The 23,446-nt window shown below is 38.8% G+C and carries 19 protein-coding genes and 5 tRNA genes; 20 read left to right on the top strand and 4 right to left on the bottom strand.

The genetic code is table 11. The annotated features are described in order from the left end of the window. Nucleotides 1–6: 6 nt before the first annotated feature. The 7 genes from ychF (at nucleotide 7) to B5D82_RS03640 (ending at nucleotide 2,756) form a co-directional block, all read left to right on the top strand. Complete coding sequence (ychF, locus tag B5D82_RS03670) at nucleotides 7–1,098, top strand: redox-regulated ATPase YchF (RefSeq protein ID WP_081149328.1); 1,092 nt, start codon at nucleotides 7–9, stop codon at nucleotides 1,096–1,098. 465 nt (nucleotides 1,099–1,563) lie between these two features. Further along, complete coding sequence (locus tag B5D82_RS03665) at nucleotides 1,564–1,917, top strand: DUF3718 domain-containing protein (RefSeq protein WP_081149327.1); 354 nt, start codon at nucleotides 1,564–1,566, stop codon at nucleotides 1,915–1,917. Between the two features lie 204 nt (nucleotides 1,918–2,121). Further along, nucleotides 2,122–2,198 (top strand) — tRNA-Met (locus B5D82_RS03660). 38 nt (nucleotides 2,199–2,236) lie between these two features. Next, nucleotides 2,237–2,321 (top strand) — tRNA-Leu (locus B5D82_RS03655). Nucleotides 2,322–2,372: 51 nt separating this feature from the next. Further along, nucleotides 2,373–2,447, top strand: a tRNA-Gln gene (locus tag B5D82_RS03650). 71 nt (nucleotides 2,448–2,518) lie between these two features. Next, nucleotides 2,519–2,593 (top strand) — tRNA-Gln (locus B5D82_RS03645). A 78-nt stretch (nucleotides 2,594–2,671) separates the two neighbouring features. Beyond that, nucleotides 2,672–2,756, top strand: a tRNA-Leu gene (locus tag B5D82_RS03640). 110 nt (nucleotides 2,757–2,866) lie between these two features. On the opposite strand, the gene B5D82_RS03635 is transcribed toward B5D82_RS03640, so the two are convergent. Beyond that, complete coding sequence (locus tag B5D82_RS03635) at nucleotides 2,867–4,033, bottom strand: FAD-dependent oxidoreductase (RefSeq protein ID WP_081149319.1); 1,167 nt, start codon at nucleotides 4,031–4,033, stop codon at nucleotides 2,867–2,869. Between the two features lie 31 nt (nucleotides 4,034–4,064). Beyond that, on the bottom strand, nucleotides 4,065–4,718 hold the full coding sequence (locus B5D82_RS03630; protein ID WP_081149318.1) for a 2OG-Fe(II) oxygenase: 654 nt from the start codon (nucleotides 4,716–4,718) through the stop codon (nucleotides 4,065–4,067). A 120-nt stretch (nucleotides 4,719–4,838) separates the two neighbouring features. On the opposite strand from B5D82_RS03630, the gene B5D82_RS03625 reads away from it, so the two are divergent. The 13 genes from B5D82_RS03625 (at nucleotide 4,839) to B5D82_RS03565 (ending at nucleotide 21,212) form a co-directional block, all read left to right on the top strand. Beyond that, a complete protein-coding gene (locus B5D82_RS03625) occupies nucleotides 4,839–5,288 on the top strand; it encodes a hypothetical protein (RefSeq protein ID WP_081149316.1) in 450 nt (149 codons plus the stop codon). Continuing rightward, entirely contained in the window at nucleotides 5,224–8,112 is a 2,889-nt protein-coding gene (locus B5D82_RS03620; RefSeq protein WP_157673833.1) for a ligand-binding sensor domain-containing protein, read from the top strand. The genes B5D82_RS03625 and B5D82_RS03620 overlap by 65 nt, the downstream gene beginning before the upstream one ends. Nucleotides 8,113–8,249: 137 nt before the next feature. Beyond that, nucleotides 8,250–9,692, top strand: a complete 1,443-nt coding sequence (gene miaB, locus B5D82_RS03615; protein ID WP_081149313.1) for a tRNA (N6-isopentenyl adenosine(37)-C2)-methylthiotransferase MiaB — start codon at nucleotides 8,250–8,252, stop codon at nucleotides 9,690–9,692. A gap of 113 nt (nucleotides 9,693–9,805) precedes the next feature. Then, nucleotides 9,806–10,885: a PhoH family protein gene (locus tag B5D82_RS03610; RefSeq protein ID WP_245807549.1), complete on the top strand. Its 1,080-nt coding sequence runs from the start codon at nucleotides 9,806–9,808 to the stop codon at nucleotides 10,883–10,885. Next, nucleotides 10,875–11,345, top strand: coding sequence for an rRNA maturation RNase YbeY (ybeY, locus tag B5D82_RS03605; protein WP_081149311.1), 471 nt, complete (start codon nucleotides 10,875–10,877; stop codon nucleotides 11,343–11,345). Before B5D82_RS03610 ends, ybeY begins: the two co-directional genes overlap by 11 nt. A 205-nt stretch (nucleotides 11,346–11,550) precedes the next feature. Beyond that, on the top strand, nucleotides 11,551–12,429 hold the full coding sequence (locus B5D82_RS03600; RefSeq protein WP_081149310.1) for a CorC family transporter: 879 nt from the start codon (nucleotides 11,551–11,553) through the stop codon (nucleotides 12,427–12,429). 18 nt (nucleotides 12,430–12,447) lie between these two features. Next, on the top strand, nucleotides 12,448–14,004 hold the full coding sequence (lnt, locus tag B5D82_RS03595; RefSeq protein ID WP_081154277.1) for an apolipoprotein N-acyltransferase: 1,557 nt from the start codon (nucleotides 12,448–12,450) through the stop codon (nucleotides 14,002–14,004). Nucleotides 14,005–14,263: 259 nt separating this feature from the next. After that, nucleotides 14,264–15,541 carry an efflux RND transporter periplasmic adaptor subunit gene (locus B5D82_RS03590; protein WP_081149308.1) on the top strand — a complete coding sequence of 426 codons (1,278 nt, stop codon included), beginning with the start codon at nucleotides 14,264–14,266 and terminating at the stop codon, nucleotides 15,539–15,541. 120 nt (nucleotides 15,542–15,661) lie between these two features. Continuing rightward, entirely contained in the window at nucleotides 15,662–16,363 is a 702-nt protein-coding gene (locus B5D82_RS03585) for an ABC transporter ATP-binding protein (protein ID WP_081149307.1), read from the top strand. A gap of 35 nt (nucleotides 16,364–16,398) precedes the next feature. Continuing rightward, entirely contained in the window at nucleotides 16,399–17,709 is a 1,311-nt protein-coding gene (locus tag B5D82_RS03580) for an ABC transporter permease (protein WP_081149305.1), read from the top strand. 29 nt (nucleotides 17,710–17,738) lie between these two features. Next, the gene (locus B5D82_RS03575; protein WP_081149304.1) at nucleotides 17,739–18,953 is read left to right on the top strand and encodes an ABC transporter permease; all 1,215 of its coding nucleotides are present in this window, start codon (nucleotides 17,739–17,741) and stop codon (nucleotides 18,951–18,953) included. A gap of 226 nt (nucleotides 18,954–19,179) precedes the next feature. After that, nucleotides 19,180–20,841 (top strand): amidohydrolase, encoded by a 1,662-nt coding sequence (locus B5D82_RS03570; protein WP_081149302.1) that lies wholly within the window; start codon nucleotides 19,180–19,182, stop codon nucleotides 20,839–20,841. A 2-nt stretch (nucleotides 20,842–20,843) separates the two neighbouring features. Further along, on the top strand, nucleotides 20,844–21,212 hold the full coding sequence (locus B5D82_RS03565; protein WP_081149301.1) for a VanZ family protein: 369 nt from the start codon (nucleotides 20,844–20,846) through the stop codon (nucleotides 21,210–21,212). Between the two features lie 146 nt (nucleotides 21,213–21,358). Here the strand turns inward: B5D82_RS03565 and B5D82_RS03560 are convergent, their stop codons facing one another. Both B5D82_RS03560 and B5D82_RS03555 read right to left on the bottom strand, forming a co-directional pair. Beyond that, complete coding sequence (locus tag B5D82_RS03560) at nucleotides 21,359–22,318, bottom strand: GGDEF domain-containing protein (protein ID WP_081149299.1); 960 nt, start codon at nucleotides 22,316–22,318, stop codon at nucleotides 21,359–21,361. 2 nt (nucleotides 22,319–22,320) lie between these two features. Continuing rightward, nucleotides 22,321–23,436: a response regulator gene (locus B5D82_RS03555; protein WP_081149298.1), complete on the bottom strand. Its 1,116-nt coding sequence runs from the start codon at nucleotides 23,434–23,436 to the stop codon at nucleotides 22,321–22,323. Nucleotides 23,437–23,446: the final 10 nt, after the last annotated feature.

Below are 23,446 nucleotides of genomic sequence, written 5' to 3'. Positions count from 1 at the left end.
AACATCATGGGTTTTAAATGTGGTATTGTTGGCTTGCCCAACGTAGGTAAATCAACACTTTTCAATGCGTTAACTAAAGCGGGTATTGAAGCTGCGAACTTTCCCTTTTGTACAATTGAGCCTAATACGGGCGTTGTTCCTGTACCCGATCCACGCTTAGATGCTTTAGCAAACATAGTAAAGCCAGAGCGAGTTCTGGCAACAACTATGGAGTTTGTTGATATTGCCGGTTTAGTGGCAGGTGCTTCAAAAGGTGAAGGTTTAGGTAATAAATTTTTAGCTAATATTCGTGAAACTGATGCTATTGGCCACGTAGTACGCTGTTTTGAAAACGACAATATTATTCATGTTGCCAACAAAGTTAGTCCTATTGATGATATCGAAGTCATCAATACTGAATTAGCTTTATCTGACATGGATACAGCAGAACGTGCTATTTTTCGTTTAGCCAAGAAAGCTAAAGGCGGAGATCAAGAAGCTAAGTTTGAAATGCCGGTGCTACAAAAAATATTAAAACATGTCGAAGACGGTGAAATGGTGCGTTCTTTAGAGCTGACTAAAGAAGAGAAAGCTGCCGTTGCCTACTTAAACTTTTTAACGATTAAGCCAACCATGTACATTGCCAATGTTAATGATGATGGTTTTGAAAATAACCCTTACCTTGACCAAGTTCAAGAAATCGCGGACAAAGAAGGTGCAATCGTTGTTGCTGTTTGTGCTGAAATCGAAAGTGAATTATCTGAAATGGATGATGAAGACCGTGTTGAATTTATGGCTGAGATGGGATTAGAAGAACCTGGCCTAAATCGTGTTATCAATGCTGGTTACTCTTTATTGCACTTGCAAACCTATTTTACCGCAGGTGTAAAAGAAGTTAGAGCTTGGACCGTAAAACAAAATGCTACCGCGCCACAAGCAGCCGGTGTTATCCATACTGACTTTGAAAAAGGCTTTATCCGTGCAGAGGTTGTAGCCTATGATGACTTTATCGAGTTCAACGGTGAATCTGGTGCTAAAGAAGCCGGAAAGTGGCGTTTAGAAGGTAAAGAGTATCGTGTTAAAGATGGTGACGTTGTTCATTTCAGATTTAATGTCTAACCTTTAATAATTCGGCAACTCGCTTTATTCACAACTTGCCTTAATAAGAGAAAAGCCTCTACACCTGCTTTTCTCTTTCTTTTCTTCCTGTAAAAAGTAATACCATAGTTTACCGGGAGAGAAGAAGTACGACGATAAAAGAATAACAAATCAAAGGTTCCCCCTTCTTCTCAATTTTTAAGCCCCTATTCCATCCTTTATCATTCATTCCTCCCTTTAAGAAGGAAGAGCTCTGCTAAGCATTAAACTTAATTAAACCTCAGTCTGATGACTTGTTTAGAAATGATACCAAGTAGATCACCTAATTAATCAAATTAATGGTATTAGATAAAGTCACTGCGAAAATCTTTAATATATTAGAATAAGCTCATGATTTAACGCTTTCAATCATTTACCCACAAAACTGGCAAAGTTTAACTTTACAGATAAACTTTCTAGGCAACAGAATAATTATTTAGGAATAATATGAAAACTACCCTTTTAGCGTCTTTAGTACTTGCTAGCGCATTTTCTTACACCCCACAAAGTGTAGCTTTTGATGACAGCATCTCATTGCGTATCTGTGAATATGTATCGATAAACGACAAAAAACGCTTACGTAAATATTTAAAAACTAACAACGTTAACATTAGATCCATTTTTGATAACGTTCAATGTAATGGTCAAAACTTACTCGAGTTTGCTGCCACCTCAAATGCGTTAGATATTGGTGAATACTTAATAGGTAAGTTACCCGTAAAAACAGTGAGTAATAATTTGGCTGTGATAAAGAAAAATTCAGCACACCTGACAAAAATAGCAAACGAGCGTATAAAATAAAGTTCGCTAATTTAAATAAACAAACTTATGAGTGATATTTGCAAATATGTTTGTCTTTGACAGTGAGTTTTGCACATATATCCGACAAATTGCACATTGAATAGCCAAACAAGCAAAAAGTCTTATTTAATTGATAAAAAACGGTTGACGTATCGCAATCAGATTTGCATAATACGCGCCACTTGCTGAGAGGCAAGATGGAACGGCTACATAGCTCAGCTGGTTAGAGCACATCACTCATAATGATGGGGTCCCAGGTTCAAATCCCGGTGTAGCCACCATTTTTACTCTTAGTAGTAATAGTAGTAATAGAAGAAATGCGGGTTTGGCGGAATTGGTAGACGCGCTGGATTTAGGTTCCAGTATCGAAAGATGTGAGAGTTCAAGTCTCTTGACCCGTACCATTCTACTAACATTCATCATCATGATATTTGTTAGAAAGTAAGTAACATTGTTGGGGTATAGCCAAGCGGTAAGGCAGCGGGTTTTGATCCCGTCATTCTGAGGTTCAAATCCTCATACCCCAGCCACTTTCTTTTACTCTCTGTATTATTCGAAAGTCCATCAATGTTATAAACTTAATTAAATAGAAGTATTCTGTTGGGGTATAGCCAAGCGGTAAGGCAGCGGGTTTTGATCCCGTCATTCTGAGGTTCAAATCCTCATACCCCAGCCACTTTCTTTTATTTATGTTCTATAGTTAATGTAGTACTGTTTCAATAATCTTGGTTCATCGAGATTACTACCTGAAAATGCGGGAGTGGCGGAATTGGTAGACGCGCTGGATTTAGGTTCCAGTATCGCAAGATGTGAGAGTTCAAGTCTCTCCTTCCGCACCATTTTCAATCTATTGCTATTTTCTTGTTATCTCCTTCACAGAACTCAAACTGCTTGATCTTAATTTAATCTGATTTTCACAACCTGTTGCCTTCCACCTATCCGTTATTGTTTATATACCACAGGCATAAGCTAAGGCTTTGTTTTTCAAGCTTGGTACAGTATTTACCATCATTAGACCTGCATTTCGTGCCAGTTTCACCAAAGGCGACACGTGCCCAAATGACAAATACAATGCATCCATTGTGGTCATCATTAACAAGTTATCTGTCCTTCTTTTTTGTTGATAACTCGCTAAAACCTTGGGCTCATGCCATGACTCGCCGTTGCCTATTGCTTTTGCGATAACATGCTGCAGCGCTTTAACATCTTTAAAGCCTAAATTAACCCCTTGCCCTGCCATTGGGTTAATGGTGTGCGCCGCGTCGCCAATTAACAGGATACGGCCTTTTTGATATTGATTTGCATGGCGTCGTGTTAAAGGGAATGCCGCTTTATTGATGACTTCAACGTTTCCTAAGCGTGCTGGAAAGTTTTGCAAAATTTCTTGTGCTAGGTTGCCATTAGATAACGCCGATAAGCGCTTAATTTCATCTTTATCATGATACCAAACCAATGAAGCAAAGTTCCCTGGCATAGGTAACATGGCAAGTGGTCCTGTTGGATAAAATTGTTGCCAGGTAATATCTTGTTGTGGTTTTTCTGTTTGAACATTGATCAGCATTGCTGATTGGGCGTAATCCCACCCCGTAGTACCAATATTAGCAAGTTTTCGCACAAAAGAATTGGCACCATCGGCACCAATTACAACTTTAGCGTTTATAGTTTCAGACGATAACGTCAATTTAACGTCTGTTGGGCTTTGTTCAATGTTAATTAAGGTTTCAGGGCACAATAATGTAATATTGCTGTGTTGTTGCAATTTTTGCCACAGGGCAAGTTGTATTAACCTATTCTCGACAATATGGCCTAAATGCGTTTGGTTAATATCTTGAGCATTAAATTCAGTATAGCTTTGCTCGAACTCCCAAACGCCAAGACGTTTATATGCACACATTCGCCATTGTTTTAGTTGTTGCCAAGCACCTAATTGCTTTAATAGCTGTTCTGAAGCTAGTGATATTGCAGATACCCTTAAGTCAAAATCTTGTTCGGGAGAAAATATAGCAGGCGCACTTTTTTCAATAATGGCAACCTTTAACCCTAATTCAGCCAGTGATAACGCACTTGCTGCTCCCACCATGCCACCACCTACAACTACACAATCAAATTGATTCATAATGCTTTTTTACAACTTTATCGACGTTAGGTTATTCTACCCAACCTGATATGGTAATTCGATGTTTATGTGCAGGATTATTTAGTAACTTAACGCTATGAGGCATAGGATGCGATAACTTTAAAATAGTGAGGCTGTTAAATTTAGGGGCTATAGTGCGTTTAAAGAATTTAATTCTTTGAGGGTAAAGCTCTAATTGACCACCATACTTTTGCTGCCAGCCAGTCGATAGCTGATAAATAAAGGCATATTTTCCTGCGCTGCCGTCAGTATGGTAACTGATGAATTGGCCCTTTTTATAAGCTGCAAAAAACGAATCTTGTAATTTTCCTTTAATTAATGAGTGATTTTTCAATAACGTCAAAACTTTCTGACCAACATATTGATGTAATGATGCTTGACCATGTTGCTTTGCATGTTTATTACTTGAACGATAAAAAGAAAAGGAAAATTTTCGACGTTTAAAAGCTTTAGTTGCTTGAATATGCCGCTGTTTATCAATTACGCTGGTTGAGATTTTATCTTTCACATGCATAAGTGGCCGGTATGGCGTAGTGAGTAGATTCCACTTTTTAAAATGATTATTAACAATGATATTTTTTCTTAATCGTTCAGCATGCTGTATTGGTAAAAAATTATCAATTTGGCAATACCCTTTTTCGTCCAATGCCTGAATCCACTGCATAAAATTAACCCAAAAAAATAATGATGGATGATTCCATTAATACAAATTAGTATTTAAGCATAGTATTCAAATACTCGATGAAAGATCAATCAAAAATAAAACTCACTAAAGGGATAAGTTATGTCAGCAATAAGAAAAGAAAACAGGATAGCCAAAGATATTAATCTCGTTTACGACTTAAGCGAAAAACCAAACTTAAGCCAATTAAAAGCGCACGAAGACCGTGCCGTGATATCAAAACTTAAAGCAGATTTAGTCCTTCCCAATAATAAAATTTTAACCGTTGATATAGATTTTGATACCACAAGTGGCTACCATGATAATGCCATCATGGTGATGGATGATTTTGGCGTTGAAATGATCGCCACCGCATTTGAAGTAAAGTATGGAAAAGAGCATGCCGATAAGGTGCGTAAAGCATGGGCAATTAAACGCAGTGAAAACTCCCCAAGAAAGCCAACTTATCTTTTGGTGCAAAAGCCTGAACTTGAAGGCAAAGTGCCAAATGTCTTTGCCGTCTGCGGCGATGAGCGCCACCCTCCAAAAGAAGCGCCAGATAGCATTACATAATACTATTAGTATTTGTACGGTAAAAAACTTTACTCAGTGGTGCTTTTTAGCACCATTTTTACTACTAATGGCAAGTTTTTTTAGCGCTATTTCATCTGCAAAAAATTTAAATAACCAATCGCTTCATAGCATTGACATCATTCAAGATAAAAAAGGTTTTATTTGGTTGGCAACCGCTAACGGTCTCATTCGCCATGACAGTGAAAGTAGCATAACGTTTAACAGCAACAACAAAGATTGGCCTTTACCTTTTAATTGGATTAACGACATTGATTTAATTGACAATGATAAACTACTGATAGCAACCGAAACCCACCAATTATGGTTATTTGATACCAACACAGGTACAGCAACAGCATTAGCTACTGATGTTGACTCAAGTAGTATTTATCAAGCACTTGAACATCAAGGTATGTATTATTTCAATGTGTCGAATAAACTTTATAAGCTCAATCCTCTTCTACAGGAAACACAATTAATAGCAAATAACGGCGAAATTGATAATCTGCAGCATACCCAAAAGCATCTTTATATATCAAAATCTGACGGGGTATTCAAAGTTGTAGATGATACGTTAGAGCTTGTTGAAGCTGGTAATATAACAGCAATGTCAGCTACAGGAACGATATTATTGATAGCCAAAGGTAATGAGTTAATATCGTTATCAGACAACCAAGAAAAAAAACGTATTCTGGTTAATAACGCTATTACATCACTTACTCCTTCACATGATAGGGTTAGCCTTTTTACCACTGACGTTAAAGGTCAGATAAGCCAATATAAACTAAATAACCTAGCTGAAATAGCACATAACTACCCTAATATAGTCTCAACTTTCGTCAAAAAGCTTTTTCATGATAACACTGGGGTTTTATGGATTTTATCTAACCGCGGCGTAAAAAAAATAACTCAATCAATCGCTAAAAACACGCCTAAGATATTTGATGTGCGATTTAATGCTATAGCATTAGCTGTGTATCAAAATAACTTAGTATTAGGCAGTTATGGCGCTGGGCTAAACTCACTTTCTGAACTCAATAAATTTTTACCTAAAGGCATAAATAATAAATTCAGTAATAGTGCCAAAATCATTACCGACCTATATTCTGACGGCGACAGCCTTTACATCGCAACATTTGACGGCTTATGGCAGTTTAATAGTGCTAGTCAAACACTTGAACGGGTGAACTTTCCAAGCAACAATCTGTTGTTACTTTCCATGAAACATAAAGATGGTGCGTTATATTTAGCAACGAATGCTAATGGCGTGATCAAGTTTGATATTGCAAGTCAGCGTGTTGAATATCACATTCAAGGTGAAACCTTAAGTTCGCCAGAAGTAATAGACTCTTTGGCGTTGGCAGATAATAAACTTTGGGTTGCTACCTCAACAGGCATTAACATTGTTGATACCAACGACAAGTCAGTAACTAAAATCAATAGCTTTGGGGAAAATAAGGTCATTGCATTGCTTGAATACAAAGGCAAAGTTTTTGTCTCAACTAAAGGCGATGGTTTTTTTATATTCAACTTACAAGGTGAATTACTCTCACATTTCGCCAAAAACATTACCTTTGGTTATATGAGTTTGATTAATGATGAAATATGGATTTCAGGCCGGCCAGGTCTATATCGACTTAATCCAGACACCTACCAACTGAACTTAGTCGCTAATACTGAGCAATTTACTTTCGCTAAAAAACCAGTGTTAATGGATAACAAAATTTATGCAAGCCATTATGGCGGTGTTATAGAAGTTCCATTGAGTATTGAAGATAAAATGCACACTAAAACCTTTATCAGTAAGACGATTGTTTCTGGTAAAGCTAAATTATTATGCGATGTTATTGATATAGATTCACCTAATGATATTGTGACCTTTGAACTTGCCAGTTTAGACTTTAGGCCCGGCCAAGGTAAACAGTTTAAATACCAAATAAATGGTGGTTACTGGAATGATATTAACGGCTCACAATTAACATTGACGGGGTTATCATCTGGTGCATATCACATTGAGATTATGGGCACTAATAGCTTAGGTCAATGGAATGATTATAAAGCCTATGCTGATATTAATGTTTCCTACCCATGGTACTGGCATCCGAATAGCCAAATTTTTTATGCCATCATCAGTATCAGCTTAATAATATTAACGTTATGGCTTTTGTATTTACGTTCTCGCTCCATTAGAAATATACACAAAACATTAAATGATGAACTCAGCAGCCAAAGCCAAGCAGCATCAGTAATTCGTCGTAAATTAATTAAAATACAAACACTCATTGCTCCAGACTCCGAAAGTCTATCAACTGCTGAATCAATTTCTAATGAAAAAGAGATTCCTTATGTACAGTCTCTGATACGAGAGTGTTTAGATGAACTTTCAACACAAAATAGTCATGCAGCACCAAGTAGCTTATCTGGGAGCTCATTAACTGTCGCTTTGCCCTACCTTGCTGATTATTTTCATCGGCAATTTCATGTATTAGTAACATTACACCTTGATGTAGAAGACCAAGATGTAAGGTATGCGCTGCAAAGTGCTATTTATCGGATTGTTTATGAAGCTATATTAGCCGCTATTAACTGTGATAATGGTGGTGTCTTTGAAGTTCGCGTTAACGTAAGTAATGGGAAGATTTGGTTGAAAATCACCTCTAATGAACAAAGCTTTACCCAATTTAACAGTAAAATTAACTTTGAAATGGCTATGTACTATATTCGTCAAGTTGCCAATAAATTTAACGCGACATTCCATACTTATGATAATCAAAAGCACGGTAGTGAAATAATTCTGTCAATTCCTTTAAGGAAAATTTCATAATGCGAAAAAGCACGATACAATTTAACGCTAGTATATTTCTAAGCTAGCATCATAGGCCAAGAAAGAGTAAAATGTGCCTCCATAAATTCTCTAGCAAAAACTAGAATCAATTTCATAGAAAAGATTAGGCGCGAATAATGAGTAAAAAGCTATACATCAAAACTTGGGGCTGTCAAATGAACGAGTATGACTCGCAGAAAATGGCAGAACTTTTAGACTCTACCCATGGCTTTGTTCTAGCCGAAGAAGCTGAAGATGCTGATGTTATTTTACTTAACACCTGCTCTATTCGCGAAAAAGCACAAGAAAAAGTCTTTCATCAGTTAGGTCGTTGGAAAAATCTGAAAGTAAAAAATCCTGACCTTGTGATTGGTGTTGGTGGTTGTGTTGCTTCACAAGAAGGCGATGCCATTCGTCAACGTGCTCCTTATGTAGATATGGTTTTTGGTCCACAAACCTTGCACCGTTTACCTGAAATGATCCAACAAGTTACCGGAAATAAAGGTCATGTTGTTGATGTGAGCTTTCCTGAAATTGAGAAATTTGACCGTTTACCTGAACCAAAAGCCGATGGTGCAACAGCTTTTGTCTCTATCATGGAAGGCTGTAGTAAATATTGTACCTTCTGTGTTGTACCTTATACTCGTGGTGAAGAAGTTAGCCGTCCTCTAGACGATGTTTTATATGAAATAGCGCAACTTTCCGAGCAAGGTGTGCGCGAAGTAAATTTACTAGGCCAAAACGTTAATGGTTATCGTGGCGATTCACATGACGGCAGTATTTGTCGTTTTTCTGAACTATTACGCTTAGTAGCCACCATTGACGGTATTGATCGTATTCGTTATACCACATCGCATCCTATCGAATTTACTGATGACATAATAGATGTATACGCTGATGTGCCTGAGCTTGTTAGCCACTTGCACTTACCTGTTCAAAGTGGTTCAGATCGTATTTTAACGCAAATGAAACGCGGCCATACTGCTATAGAATACAAGTCTCAAATTCGTAAATTGAAAAAAGTGCGACCTGACATTTGCATGTCATCTGACTTTATTATTGGCTTTCCAGGTGAAACCGATGCCGATTTTGAAGCGACAATGAACCTAATTAAAGCCGTAGACTTTGATTTAAGTTTCAGCTTTATCTACAGTGCCCGCCCAGGAACACCGGCGGCCGATATGGTTGATGACATTAGTGATGACATTAAAAAGCAACGCTTACAGATATTGCAAGACCGTATCAGTCAACAAGCGCTTCATATAGCACGTCAGATGTTAAATACCGAACAACGTATCCTAGTTGAAGGTCCTTCAAAGAAGAATCCAATGGAGTTACGTGGTCGCACTGAAAACAACCGCATAGTGAACTTTGTTGCACCTCATACGGTAATAGGCCAATTTGTTGATGTCAAAATTACTGATGTTTATGCCAATTCACTTCGTGGTGAATTAGTACGCCAAGAAAGTGAAATGGGCTTACGTATAGCGCATTCACCTGCTGATATTTTAGCGAACAGTCATCACCAAGCAGAGAAAAATTCGGTTGATGAACTCGGCGTGGCTACTTTTACACCTTAGACTTTCATTATTATAGTTTACGTCTAAAAGTCATTGCACATTAACCCGTATTAATGGCAAATACCGTGTATTTGCCATTTTAGCTTAATTTTTCAAGTATTCAGGAATATCAATTGAGTAAAAATACCAGTATTAACTTTGAATTATCTCCCGCCGACAATAATCGCCTGGCAAATTTATGTGGCCCAATGGATGACAATCTTAAGACAATTGAACGTCGTATGGGTGTTGAAGTAAGCTATAGAAGCCATGAGTTTAAAGTTACGGGTAAAAGTTTAAATACTGCCGCTGTTAAAAAGCTTTTAATCGACCTATACCTTGAAACAGAAATAGTTAAAGGTAAATCCACCACTATTACCGCTAAAATGCTCCACTTAGCCATCGTAGACGCAGGTCCACTAGAAGCAGAACCCAGTAAAGTTGATGCTAAATACGACGACATGGTAACTATTAAAACCAAACGCGGGATTATCAAGCCACGCAACGAAAATCAGCAAAGTTATGTGCAAAACGTTATTACTAATGACATTAGCTTTGGTGTGGGTGTTGCGGGTACCGGTAAAACTTATCTCGCTGTAGCTTGTGCTGTCGATGCGCTAGAGCGTCAAGAAATTAGACGAATTTTACTGACTCGCCCCGCGGTAGAAGCCGGTGAAAAACTGGGCTTTTTACCGGGCGATTTATCACAGAAAGTCGACCCTTACCTACGTCCGCTTTACGATGCTCTATTTGAAATGCTGGGTTTTGAAAAAGTTGAAAAACTTATCGAACGCAATGTTATCGAGGTAGCACCATTAGCGTATATGCGCGGTAGAACGTTAAACGATGCCTTTATTATCCTAGATGAAAGCCAAAATACGACTGTAGAACAAATGAAAATGTTCTTAACGCGAATAGGCTTTAATTCGCGCGCGGTGATCACAGGTGACATAACTCAGGTCGATTTACCACGTGGACAAAAATCAGGCTTGCGTCATGCCATTGAAGTATTAGTAGATATTCCAGGCGTTAGTTTTAACTTTTTTCAATCAAAAGATGTCGTGCGTCACCCTGTTGTTGCGCATATAGTCGAAGCTTATGAAGCTTACGAACAAAAAGAGAATCGCTTAAAAGCAGAGAAACAGCAAGTTCGTGAACAGCAACAAAAAACAGAAGCGTTAGCACGAGCAAGCGAAAGCAAAAATGGCGAATAACACTGCTAATATTATTGTTGATTTACAAGTAGCTTGTGGTGATAAACCTGTCCCTGAAATACATGATTTTCAAGGTTGGGTCGAGGCCGCACTCACCCCCTATAAAAAGCCCTTTGAGCTAACCATTAGGTTAGTGAGCAGTGATGAAAGCCGTCAGCTTAACTATCAGTATCGCGGTAAAGACAAGGCGACCAATGTTTTATCATTCCCTTTTGAAGTACCTGAAGGTATTGAGCTTGATTTGTTGGGTGATCTTGTCATTTGCGTTGATGTTGTCGAGCAAGAAGCCATTGCTCAACACAAAAGCGCAAACGCGCACTGGGCACATATGACGGTACATGGTTGCCTGCATTTACTCGGTTTTGATCATATTGAAGATGATGAAGCAGATGAAATGGAAGCACTCGAAACGAAAATCATTACCGGTTTGGGTTTTGCTGCTCCGTATGAAATAAATTAGCAGAAAATAACAAACGATTATTTGATCTACTTCAGTAAAATGAAGACTTAAGAAAGTAAACTACAATTTATTACTTGAATTTAACAACAATCGGTTACAAACTGACCTAATAGTTTTACATTGTAAAATATAGCAATTGAATTAAGTAAGTGAACAATTATTTATTTCACTTGGTAATAAACCAACAAGGAATTAAAAAGGCTCTATGAGCGACGACCAACCCCACTCTAGTAACGGTTCTTCAAATAAGTCAATCTTGGATAAAATTATGCAAGTATTTACCGGAGAACCGAGAAGTAAAGACCAGCTCGTCAATGCATTAAACGATGCTGAAGACCGTGAATTTATTAACCCTGAAATCAAGCAAATGATCGAAGGCGTACTTGAAGTATCTGATATGAAAGTACGTGATATTATGATCCCGCGATCGCAGATGATCACCTTAGATATTAATGATCCTTTAGAGAAATCACTAGCTATTATAGTCGATTCTGGGCATTCAAGATTTCCTGTCATCAATGAAGATATTGACGATGTTGAAGGAATATTGTTAGCGAAGGATTTATTAGCTTACGGCTTTCATCAGGTTGAAGAAGCATTCACCATCGCACAGGTGATTCGCCCAGCAATTATTGTACCTGAAAGTAAAAAAGTTGATCCGCTTTTAAAAGAGTTTCGCCAACAACGCTATCATATGGCCATTGTTGTTGATGAATACGGTGGGGTATCCGGTGTCGTAACCATTGAAGATATCTTAGAGTTAATCGTGGGTGAAATTGAAGATGAAACCGATGATGCCATGGAAGAGGATATTAAATATCTTGCGGGCCAAGTTTATCAAGTAAAAGCCCTTACGGATCTTACCGACTTTAATAACTACTTTAAATTCCAATTTAATGAAAGTGACGCAGACACCATTGGGGGTATTGTTATACAACACTTTGGTCATATGCCTAAAAAAGGTGAAAAAATCACCATTAATAAAGTCATATTTAAAGTGACTGCAGCCGATAGTCGTCGTATTCAAACTTTGCAAATTACCGTACCAAAAGAACATGTTGTAGCAGGAAAAGTCGCTGATTAACACTTTATGCTAAAAAAAATGTTACAACGAATCCACAGAAATATAACCGATAAAGAGAATGCCCTCAGCTTCTTTTTAGGATTGGCGTTAGTGTTGTGCTATGCGCCATTTTCTTATTATTGGCTGATGGTAATACTCTTGCCGGCGTGGTTATATTCACTGCAAGGAAAGTCAGCTAAAGCGGCCGCTAAACAAGGGTTTATTTTTGCTTTTGGTTGGTTTTCTGCCGGTATCAGCTGGGTACATGTCAGTATTGACCAGTTTGGCGGATTACCGCTAGCTGTTTCGATATTACTGATGGTCGCTCTGTGTTTATATTTAGCGTTATTTCTCGCCCTGGCCTGTTTTTTAGCCGCCCGTTTTTCCTATCAAAACAAACTTAACCTCTGGCTTTTATTACCCTTTTGGCTTCTCGCTGAGTTTTTACGTGGCGTATTATTAACCGGTTTTCCGTGGTTAACTTTAGGTTATAGCCAAATCGATGGTCCTTTAGCTGCTTTTGCCCCTGTCATTGGCGAAAAGGGCATCAGTGCGCTCATTATTGCCATTAGCATCGCTATCGTTTATATCATCAAACAGCGCAAGCGCTATCTACATTTGGCTTTTCTTGCCGCGATATGCGTAGCTAGTTTGTCGTTACAACAGACAGTTTGGGTATCTCCAACGGGTAAGTCTGTTAAAACCGTTATGGTACAAGGAAATATCAAGCAAGCAATGAAATGGGCGCCAGAATTAACTTGGCCTACCATGTTGAAGTATGTAGACCTCACCCGGCAACATTACCCTGCCGATATTATTATTTGGCCAGAGTCGGCTATTACCGCGATAGAGCCGAGTACGCAAGCGCAAGAGTTTCTAGAAATTGCACAAAGCTCTGCCTTACTCAATAACAGCACGATTATTTCCGGTATTATTGATTACAACTTCAATAGCAAAGACTATTACAACAATTTAATTGTCCTCGGCAAAGAGTCTCCTGATGACGAGCAAGGTAGTTATCAATATAACAATGAAAATCGTTACGCTAAGCATCACTTATTGCCCATTGGTGAATTTGTCCCTTTTGCGGATTGGTTAAGACCACTAGCGCCGTTTTTTAATTTACCTATGTCATCGTTTAGTCGCGGTGAATACGTCCAAAACAACTTAATAGCCAATGGCTACCATTTGCTGCCACTCATCTGTTTTGAAGTGGCTTTTGCAGAGCAACTTAGCGCCAACTTTTCTAATCAAACTGACTTGTTACTCACCGTAAGTAACGATGCATGGTTTGGTGACTCACATGGTCCGCACCAACATTTAGAAATTGTAAGAATGCGCGCGTTAGAGTTTGGCCGACCATTCTTGCGAGCAACTAACAATGGCATCACGGCTGTTATTGATCATCAAGGCGATATTCTCAAACAAATCCCACAGTTCGAACAAGCGGTACTTAGCACTCAAGTGCCTTTAGTAACAGGGTTAACACCTTACGCGCGTTATACACGTATTATCGACTTTGCCATTCCTTTATTACTCTTATTGTTGGCATTTATTCGCCGATTTCAGCACAAAGAAAGTCAAAACGTTACATAGGAGCTTTTAGCTTTTAGCTTTTAGCTTTTAAAAATCGTACTTTTCTCAATATTATATTAGCAAAATAATTTGCCTATAGCGCAGTATTAACAAGCTATGTCCTACCTGTTTCAATTTTTATTAAACTAGCCCATAAAAAATAATTCCCCTTACATTTAAACCTTTTTCATACTCGCTGCTACTTAGTAAATATCAGTGCACTTTAGCAAAAGGCTTTGCTTTAGATTTAGCACTGATTTGACATTCGGGGGAATAAGTCATGTCTATTAAAGACACCAGTGAACAAGATATTCAAATAAAAAAAACAACATCACCAAAAAAACGTTGGATAACCATCATCTTAACGACCATTATTATCGCCTGTGTTATCTGGCAAGTGGCACCTTCTGCCTCTCGTTGGAGTAAAGCAGAGCAAACTATTTCGCTAGACCGTGTACGACTTGCAACGATTACGCAAGGTGATTTTATTCGTGACATTTCTGTATTAGGACGCGTTGTAGCGGCGGTAAGCCCGACGGTTTATAGCCCTGCTGATGGCACCATCACTTTAATGATAGAAGCAGGTAATGAAGTTAAACAAGGACAAATTCTGGCAATGCTTGAAAGTCCAGAGCTGAATAGCCGTTTATTTCAACAGCAAACAACCTTAGAAAGTTTACAATCAAGTTTCGCTCGTCAAAAAATTCAAGCGAAAAAACAACGGCTCATAGACCAAAAAGCAGTCGACTTAGCCAATGTAAAACTTGTTACCGCAAACAGAGAAAAGCGTCGTGCTGATTTAGGCTATGAAAAAAGTGCAATTAGCCAAATTGACTATGAAAAGGCACAAGACGAATTAGAGCAAGCCAACCTGCAACATAAACACGCAGTCCAAGATGCGGCCCTGAATATCGAAAGCTTAGACTTTGACAGTCAATCGTTGGATTTAGATATTAGACGTCAAAAATTATTAGTGAAAGAGTTACAGCGCCAAGTCGATGGCTTGAATATCGCCTCACCCGTTAATGGCATTGTCGGCAATCTAAGCACGAATAACAAAACCTTTTTAAGTAAAAACCAAGCCATTTTAACCATAGTGGACTTATCACAGTTTGAAGTTGAAATTGAAATACCCGAAAGTTACGCCGATGACTTAGCCATAGGTATGGACGTTAACATTCAATTTGAACAACACCCCTTTCGTGCTCGTCTCGTAACGATTTCCCCCGAAATACTGAATAATCAGGTTACTGGGCGAGTACGTTTTATCAACGAAATTCCGAAAAAACTACGCCAAAATCAACGTTTAAACACCCAAATAATTCTTGAGTACAAAGAAAATATCTTACAAGTACAGCGGGGGCAATTCCTAGAAAGTAGTGGCGGTCGCTTTGCCTTTCGAGTTAACAACGGCTTAGCCGAAAAAACCGCAATTACCACGGGCGCTCGAAGCTTAAGCCATGTCGAAATTTTACAGGGGTTAACGCTTGGCGATCAAATCATTATCTCGGGCACCGATACTTTCAATGCCGCCGAACAAGTATTACTTAGTGATTAATCAGCCACTAAAAAGCTCATTTAAGCGTAAATGCACTGGTCGCGATTAACGTAAATAAATTTCAACAATAAACACATAACAGTAGTACAGCACGGCTTACAAAATATAAGGGAATTCAACATGCTAGTAATGAAAAATATAAATAAAACATTCCAAACCGCAGATATTCAAACTCATGCCTTACGTGATTTTTGTTTACAAGTTAATGAAGGCGACTTTATTAGTGTTACCGGCCCTTCTGGCTCAGGTAAAACCACTTTTTTAAATATTGCAGGCTTGCTTGAAACTTACAGCAATGGTGAGTTTTTACTGGATGGTGAAGATGTTGGCAAGCTCAACGACAACGGACGCTCTCGTATGCGTAATCAAAAAATAGGTTTTATCTTCCAAGGTTTTAATTTAATACCTGACTTAAACCTCTATGACAACGTAGACGTGCCACTGCGCTATCGTGGTTTTAATGCCAAAGAACGTAAACGCCGAATTGAAGAAAACCTTGAGCGTGTCGGCCTCGCCTCGCGTATGAAACATTTACCTAGTCAATTATCTGGTGGCCAACAACAACGTGTCGCCATTGCAAGAGCACTGGCAACTAGCCCACGTTTTCTTTTAGCTGATGAGCCCACAGGTAATCTCGACTCTGAAATGGCTCAAGGTGTTTTAAACTTGCTTGAAGAAATCAATCAGCAAGGTACCACCATTATTATGGTGACGCATGATGCACAGTTAGCTCAACGCGCGAAACGCACCATACAAGTTAAAGATGGCAGAGTCAGTGAGCTAGAAATAATAACTCCACATATTAGCCAAGCTATTGCTTAACTAATTACAGAGCACAAAAAAACAAGGACAATATTATGTTTAGTTATTATTTACGACTCGCTTGGATAAGTATTCTTCGGCACTGGGGCTTAAGCCTGTTAATGGTGTGTGCCATTGGCTTAGGCATTGGCACCGCCATGACCACAGTGACCGTGAACTATCTAATGTCGGCCAATCCAATTCCTGAAAAAAGCCAACAATTATATTATGTGCAACTCGACAGTTGGGATATTAACGACCCATTTGACGACGGTTTAAATCCGCCCGATCAATTAACTTATACTGATTCAAGCAATTTAATGCGTGCTAAACAAGCCTTTCGCCAAAATGTTCAAGCACAAGCCTTTGGCGTGATTGAACCGGCTGATCCTGAAATGTTGCCTTTAATTGTCAATGGCAGAGCGAACACTGCCGACTTTTTCTCAATGTTCAATGTGCCTTTTATTTACGGCAGCGGTTGGTCGAACCAAAGTGATGAAAGCAAAGAGTTTGTGGTCGTGCTCAGTAAAGAAACCAATGACAAACTTTTTGGTGGCAAGGACTCCGTCGGTGAATCAATAAAACTTGAAGGTAATATGTTCCGTATCGTCGGCGTTATTGATACTTGGCAACCAAAACCAAGATTTTATGATATCACCACCGGCGCATTTAACGACTCTGAAGATATATTTGTCCCCTTTCATTTAATTGCTGATGAAAAAATTTCCCGTTCGGGCAATACCAACTGCTGGAAACCTACCGGTGATGGTTTTAAAGCTTTTCTTGCTTCTGAATGTATTTGGACACAGTTTTGGGTGGAATTAAAAACTCAGCAAGATAAAGAAGATTACCTACAGTTTCTCAACGCTTATGTCGAAGAGCAAAAACAATTCGGACGCTTTCAACGTCCAATAGATAACCGTTTAAGTAACGTTATGCAATGGTTAGAAACCCAAGAGGTGGTGGCTGATGATGCCCAAATGATGATGGCAATGTCATTTATGTTTTTGATTGTTTGTTTGCTAAACACGGTCGGTTTATTACTAGCAAAATTTTTAGGTAAAGCACCTGAAATTGGTTTGCGACAGGCACTAGGCGCAAGCAAAAGCACCTTGTTTAGCCAATATATTATTGAATCAGCCTGTATTGGTATATTGGGTGGCATATTAGGCTTAATACTCGCTTACCTCGGCTTAAAAGGTGTAGAAGGCTTATATGGTGATTATATGAAAGGCTTAGCGAGCTTGGATACCAATATGGCGATATTAGCGGTCGTACTCGCCCTTGTATCAACTATTCTCGCCGGTTTATATCCTACCTGGCGTGCTTGTAACATCCAGCCAGCCCAGCAACTAAAAAGCCAATAAGCTTAGTGCAAATAAAGTAAGGAATTATTATGTTAGAAACCGGACTGATACTGCGCGCGTTGGCTCGCAATAAAATTGGCGCACTGCTCATCGCGTTTCAAATTGCCCTGACCATGACGATTATGGTCAACGCTATTTTTATGATCCAAGATCGTCAACAGCAAATGCAGCGTGAAAGCGGCCTAGATGAAGCCAATACCTTTTATTTAACCAATACTGTCTTTGGGCAAGACTATAATATTCAGGCCCATTTACAAACTGATTTACACATGATCCGCAACACCCCGGGTGTTGTCGATGCCATTCAAATAAATGCAGTGCCATTAAGTGGCAGCGGCTGGTCAATGGCTTTGCAACATGAGTCCGGCGAAGATAAAGATGCGGTCGGCTCAGCAATATACATGGTGGATGACCATGCGATTAACAGTATGGGCTTAGAGTTGATAGCGGGCGCTAACTTCAAACCAGCCGATATAGAATTACGTAAAGAAGGCCAGTCAACCTGGCCAGCAAAAACCATCATTACCAAAGCTTTCGCTGAAAACTTATATCCTGACGATTGGCAATCAGCCATTGGAAAAACAGTTTATATTTCACAAACACAACCGATGCAAATTATCGGCGTGGTAGAGGCGTTGCAAGCTCCTTGGAATGGCTGGAACGGCGTTGAACGTAGTATGCTGGTACCATTTAAACGCGAAGCCAAAGGCAGTTATTATTTTATTCGCACGGAAGCAGGACGTCGTGATGAGTTAATGCCTATTATTGAAAAAGCACTAGCTGAGAGTGATAAAGAAAGAATAATTCGTCGCGTAACAACTATTGAGGAAACAAGGAAACGAAGTTACCAACAGCATAATGCCACGAATAAAATTCTGACAACGGTAGTCATAACACTGACCTTGATCACTGGGTTTGGTATTGTTGGTTTAGCTATTTTTAGTATTAATCGCCGCACTAAACAAATTGGTACTCGCCGTGCACTAGGTGCAACAAAAGGACAAATAATGCGTTACTTTATGATGGAAAATTTTATTATTTCCACATTCGGTAATATCATCGGATGTATCGGTGCCGTTGCGCTTAATATGTGGTTGGTCAGCGCGTTTAATTTATCCCCCATTGGATTTGAGTTAGTTGCTTTTGGTGTTTTGGCGCTATTTATTGTCGGACAATTGGCGGTACTTTACCCTGCAAGAAAAGCCTCTATGATAGCGCCAGCAATAGCGACTAGAACCGTTTAGGCAAAAATGCGCTTTAAAACTAAGCAACATTAACCTAGTCATAAAAGTTACCGTTCCTATTTGCTATTAACAGAGAGCGACTGATAAATATTATCTGATAATCAAGGGCCTTCGGGCCCTTTATATTTATTGGTAGCAGAGTATATTTCGATTATTAAATAAGATAATTTTTTCAATATTTTCATGCTAGTATTTAGCGATAAAAAAAGTAAACCAAGGAAGTTTAATGAACAGTCTATCAAACAAGGTCAAAACAGCTTTAATCATAGCAACAATGAGCCCTATGTTAGTTTTTGCAAAAACGACATTAATTACTAATATAAAAGGCTACACCATAACGGACAATAACCTTGAGAGTTTCGCCGCTATTGCATTTACCGATGACAAAATTGATAAAATATACTCAGCAACAGACAAACTGCCTACAGCAAAAAACTTAACGGTTATTGATGGTGAAGGAAAAACCTTAATCCCTGGTTTAATTGACTCTCATGGGCATATTTTAAACTACGGATTAAGCCTATTACGCGCAGACTTAGTGAATAGTACCTCAGAGCAAGATGCTATTTATAAAACCTTGGCATACGCTAAAAACAATACGGAATTAACCTGGATACAAGGCCGCGGCTGGAATCAAACGCAATGGCCAAGTAATGCCTTCCCTAGTGCAGAAAGTTTAGATAAGCAATTTCCAGAACAACCCGTCTGGCTTAAACGTATTGATGGCCACGCGGGTTGGGCAAATTCAAAAGCGATGGCAATGGCAGGGATCACCAAAGAAACAGTTTCGCCTGAAGGCGGGGAGATCATTAAAGATAAAAACGGGATACCTACTGGTGTTTTTATTGATAATGCCATGGCGTTAATCGATAACAGCATTGCGCCTTTAACCATTAAAGAGCAAAAACAAGTATTAGTGAAAGCTATGGACTCACTTGCCAGTTATGGCCTTACGAGCGTACATGACGCCGGTATTGATACTGATAACTTAAATGCTTTTAAAGAATTAAGCCAAGAGAATGCCATGAGCATTCGCGTCAATGCTATGTTGTATTTACCTTCAGCTAAATGGCAACAAACTTTGGCAGGCGGCAAATATCGCAGTAAAGATGATATGTTCACTTTTAATAGTGTAAAAATTCAAGCTGACGGCGCTTTAGGTAGTCGCGGTGCAGCGTTAATTGAAGATTATTCTGACCACTCTGGTCACAAAGGTTTACTGCTAAATACGCCAAAAGAGTTTGAAAATTTAGTCAATACGTCAATGCGCAAAGGCTTTCAAGTGAATAGCCACGCTATTGGTGATAATGCTAATAAACTTGTACTAGATACTTACGAAAAATATATTAAAGCGACTAAAACCCAAGATTTACGCCACCGTGTTGAGCATGCTCAAGTCTTGCGCATTGAAGATATACCAAGGTTTGCAGAGCTAGATATTATTGCTGCCATGCAAGCAACCCACGCGACTAGCGATAAAAATATGGCACAAGACAGACTTGGGCCAACGAGAATCTTAGGCGCATATGCTTGGAGAAAGCTACTAGATGCTAATGCAATCATAGCTGCGGGCTCAGACTTTCCAGTAGAATCGCCAAATCCTTTCTTTGGTCTTCATGCTTCAATTACTCGCCAAGATCATAAAAACAGCCCACAAGGTGGTTGGTTTGCTGATCAGAAAATGACACCATTAGAAGCGTTTAGAAGTTTTACCCTAGATGCCGCCTATTCTGGTCACCAGGAAAATATTATTGGCAGCTTAGCCAAAGGGAAAAAAGCTGATTTTGTTTTACTCGACAATAATTTATTCACCATACCTGAGCAAAACATTTGGCAAATATCCGTTGAAAAAACGTGGGTTAATGGCAAGTTGGTGTATAAAAAATAATTATGGTTACCGCAATAACAAGCTTTATTAAGCAGTTTTGGCAAACTATTACTTTGGTAATATTAGCGATGATAACACTGGGGTCATTGTTTCCTGTAGAACATTTGCCCGCAGCACCCGGTAGCGACAAAACGCACCATTTTATTGCCTATTGTGCGTTAATGTTACCGACGGCATTAAGGAGACCTAAATATTGGCTAGCCTATGCCTTATTCTTCATTGTATGGAGTGGTTTAATTGAATTGATTCAGCCATATGTGAACCGCTATGGTGAATGGTTAGACATGGCGGCTAACGCCGGTGGTGTGCTAATAGCGATAATGATTAGCCAAGGCTTACACTGGTTAATATCATCACGTAACATGGATTAATCAGTCAATTGTCAGCATTTTAGCGCTATAGCCTCATTTTAGCGCTATAGCATAGTGTAAGTTAATTGCTTTAGCCGCTAAAGTGCTACTATATTTTCGATAACAAAGTAATGAAACTAGCTAAATATGTGAAGCTAGACGCTAAATCACGCTTTATAAACGCTGACTCTATTTCGGCCATTATTTTTCGATTCATATAATGCATTGTCAACATTTTCAAGCCACTGAGATGCTGATTTATAAGTTGGTAGAACTTCTGCAATCCCGATGCTAATTGTGTATTTAATTTCAATATCATTATAAATAAACACTGACTCCTCAACGGTTTTACGCAAACGCTCAGTAAATATCATCGCGTCATTGGTATTAGTATCCGCTAATAAAATTACAAACTCTTCACCACCATAGCGTCCAGTAATGTCCGTTTCGCGTACTTGTTCATGGATAACTTTAGCTAAATGTTTAATCACATCATCGCCAACTTTATGGCCATAATTATCATTGACCACTTTGAATTTATCAATATCTAACATAACCAAGGTACTTGTATGATGATTTCGAATATAACGTTTAAATTCTTGCTCTAAACATTTTTGCCAATGATTACGATTAAATAATTGCGTTAAGCCGTCGGTTTGGCTTAAAACAGCTAGGTTGATATTAGCCTTTTCCAGCTCCTTTTTATGAGTTGCATTATCAGTGACATCGTATACCAACAAACATAAATGAGAAACGTCCCCCGTTGTCGACATCAAAGGAATAAAGGTGGTGTTTTGATACATAAAATCAGCAGTGCCAGTAATGGGGCGATAATTGTTAAATTTGAATACATATGGTCGCTGCTCCCATATGGTAAACGCTTTATTTTTCAATAAAACCACCGATTCAGCTTTGCGACGAAACCAGTCTTCTGGTATTTCATCAAAAAGCTCAAATAGTGACTTACCTTTAACATCTCCTGGTAACAGGCCACTATGGTTTTCCATAAAACCATTCCAAATTTGAATAGTATAATCACGGTTAAGAACTACAAGCCCGACATCAATGGTATGGAGCATCTCCATCATCCAATGTAATTCATTTAACTGTTGTGTTTGTAATGACATGGTTAATCCAACAAGTAAGCAATTTTGTTATTCAGGGTAGCTACTGACGCTTCGGTAAAGAGCAAAAGTAAGTCGCACTTAATGGCGTAATTTTCTATACTGTAACTTATCTCAACAGCGAGAGTTTTCTTCCATTTTTTGGTATTTGTCGCGATTAATTCTGAAATTTTTCTATGCTGACCTAAGACGACCGGATGACCTTGACTAAATGACATATCAAGTTGCGACGAAATACCATTTAAACAAGCACCGATGAGTATATTAGCCATGTCCATTAATAATTCTAATTCGATATTCTCATCAAAGGTATGTTCATATTTCATGAGTGAGGCGATATCTTTGAAGCTAGAGTCATTGAGAATTAATAGTGCTTCTCCTGAAATGCCAGCACCGATAAAGCCCTGACAAATACCCGAAGTAGTATCTTTACTTTCAACGTCAGTAAGTGCCATGGTGAGTTCGCTCACTTCAATAAAATTAACGTTGGGAATAGGCAGCACAACAAAAACATCTAATAATCGGGCTAATAAACCTCCCGCTTGCCCCATCGCCACATTCGCAATTTCTTGATAACAATCAAGCATCTCACTATTAACTTTCAGCTCTTTTGAGTCTGTCTTCTGGGATTGCAGTGATGATTTAACTGCTGCGTTTTGAATGTCAGTAGCCTCGATGTCCGTTATCGAAGAAACGGCTTTATTTACCCCTTGTGAGGTTAATATCTCAGTTTCATTAACGCTAACCCCATCTTGACTAAAAACGCCGTAAGCATGTAACACTTCACTAAGTTTGTTTTTATCTATGGGCTTTTTAATAAAGTCTAATGCCCCTAAAGCCCTTACTCTTTGCAGCGCTTCAGGTTGAATATCACCAGAAATAACTATTGCTAATGTCGGTAAGTCTTGTTTAACAATAATTTCAAGCACTTGATAACCATCCATTTCTGGCATATTTAAATCAAGTAATAATATATCCCCTTTGCCCGCTTTAATAGCCGCTATAGCTTCAACACCATTGCTCGCAAAGGTTATATCAACATCCCAACCACTTGGCAGTGATCGAGCCACTTGTTTTCGCGCCATACTAGAGTCATCGCATATCAGTAAAGCAGTTGGCATAACGGGAAAA

Source organism: Cognaticolwellia beringensis, assembly GCF_002076895.1.
Taxonomy (GTDB): Bacteria; Pseudomonadota; Gammaproteobacteria; order Enterobacterales; family Alteromonadaceae; genus Cognaticolwellia; species Cognaticolwellia beringensis.
This window is presented reverse-complemented; position numbering and strand designations above follow the sequence as displayed.

Coding starts and splice junctions, on each gene's coding strand:
- miaB (WP_081149313.1), top strand. CDS start 8,250: ATGAGTAAAAAGCTATACATCAAAACTTGGGGCTGTCAAATGAACGAG.
- B5D82_RS03585 (WP_081149307.1), top strand. CDS start 15,662: ATGCTAGTAATGAAAAATATAAATAAAACATTCCAAACCGCAGATATT.
- B5D82_RS03625 (WP_081149316.1), top strand. CDS start 4,839: ATGTCAGCAATAAGAAAAGAAAACAGGATAGCCAAAGATATTAATCTC.
- B5D82_RS03580 (WP_081149305.1), top strand. CDS start 16,399: ATGTTTAGTTATTATTTACGACTCGCTTGGATAAGTATTCTTCGGCAC.
- B5D82_RS03630 (WP_081149318.1), bottom strand. CDS start 4,718: ATGCAGTGGATTCAGGCATTGGACGAAAAAGGGTATTGCCAAATTGAT.
- B5D82_RS03665 (WP_081149327.1), top strand. CDS start 1,564: ATGAAAACTACCCTTTTAGCGTCTTTAGTACTTGCTAGCGCATTTTCT.
- B5D82_RS03620 (WP_157673833.1), top strand. CDS start 5,224: ATGTCTTTGCCGTCTGCGGCGATGAGCGCCACCCTCCAAAAGAAGCGC.
- B5D82_RS03570 (WP_081149302.1), top strand. CDS start 19,180: ATGAACAGTCTATCAAACAAGGTCAAAACAGCTTTAATCATAGCAACA.
- B5D82_RS03600 (WP_081149310.1), top strand. CDS start 11,551: ATGAGCGACGACCAACCCCACTCTAGTAACGGTTCTTCAAATAAGTCA.
- ychF (WP_081149328.1), top strand. CDS start 7: ATGGGTTTTAAATGTGGTATTGTTGGCTTGCCCAACGTAGGTAAATCA.
- B5D82_RS03590 (WP_081149308.1), top strand. CDS start 14,264: ATGTCTATTAAAGACACCAGTGAACAAGATATTCAAATAAAAAAAACA.
- B5D82_RS03555 (WP_081149298.1), bottom strand. CDS start 23,436: ATGCCAACTGCTTTACTGATATGCGATGACTCTAGTATGGCGCGAAAA.
- ybeY (WP_081149311.1), top strand. CDS start 10,875: ATGGCGAATAACACTGCTAATATTATTGTTGATTTACAAGTAGCTTGT.
- B5D82_RS03575 (WP_081149304.1), top strand. CDS start 17,739: ATGTTAGAAACCGGACTGATACTGCGCGCGTTGGCTCGCAATAAAATT.
- lnt (WP_081154277.1), top strand. CDS start 12,448: ATGTTACAACGAATCCACAGAAATATAACCGATAAAGAGAATGCCCTC.
- B5D82_RS03635 (WP_081149319.1), bottom strand. CDS start 4,033: ATGAATCAATTTGATTGTGTAGTTGTAGGTGGTGGCATGGTGGGAGCA.
- B5D82_RS03565 (WP_081149301.1), top strand. CDS start 20,844: ATGGTTACCGCAATAACAAGCTTTATTAAGCAGTTTTGGCAAACTATT.
- B5D82_RS03560 (WP_081149299.1), bottom strand. CDS start 22,318: ATGTCATTACAAACACAACAGTTAAATGAATTACATTGGATGATGGAG.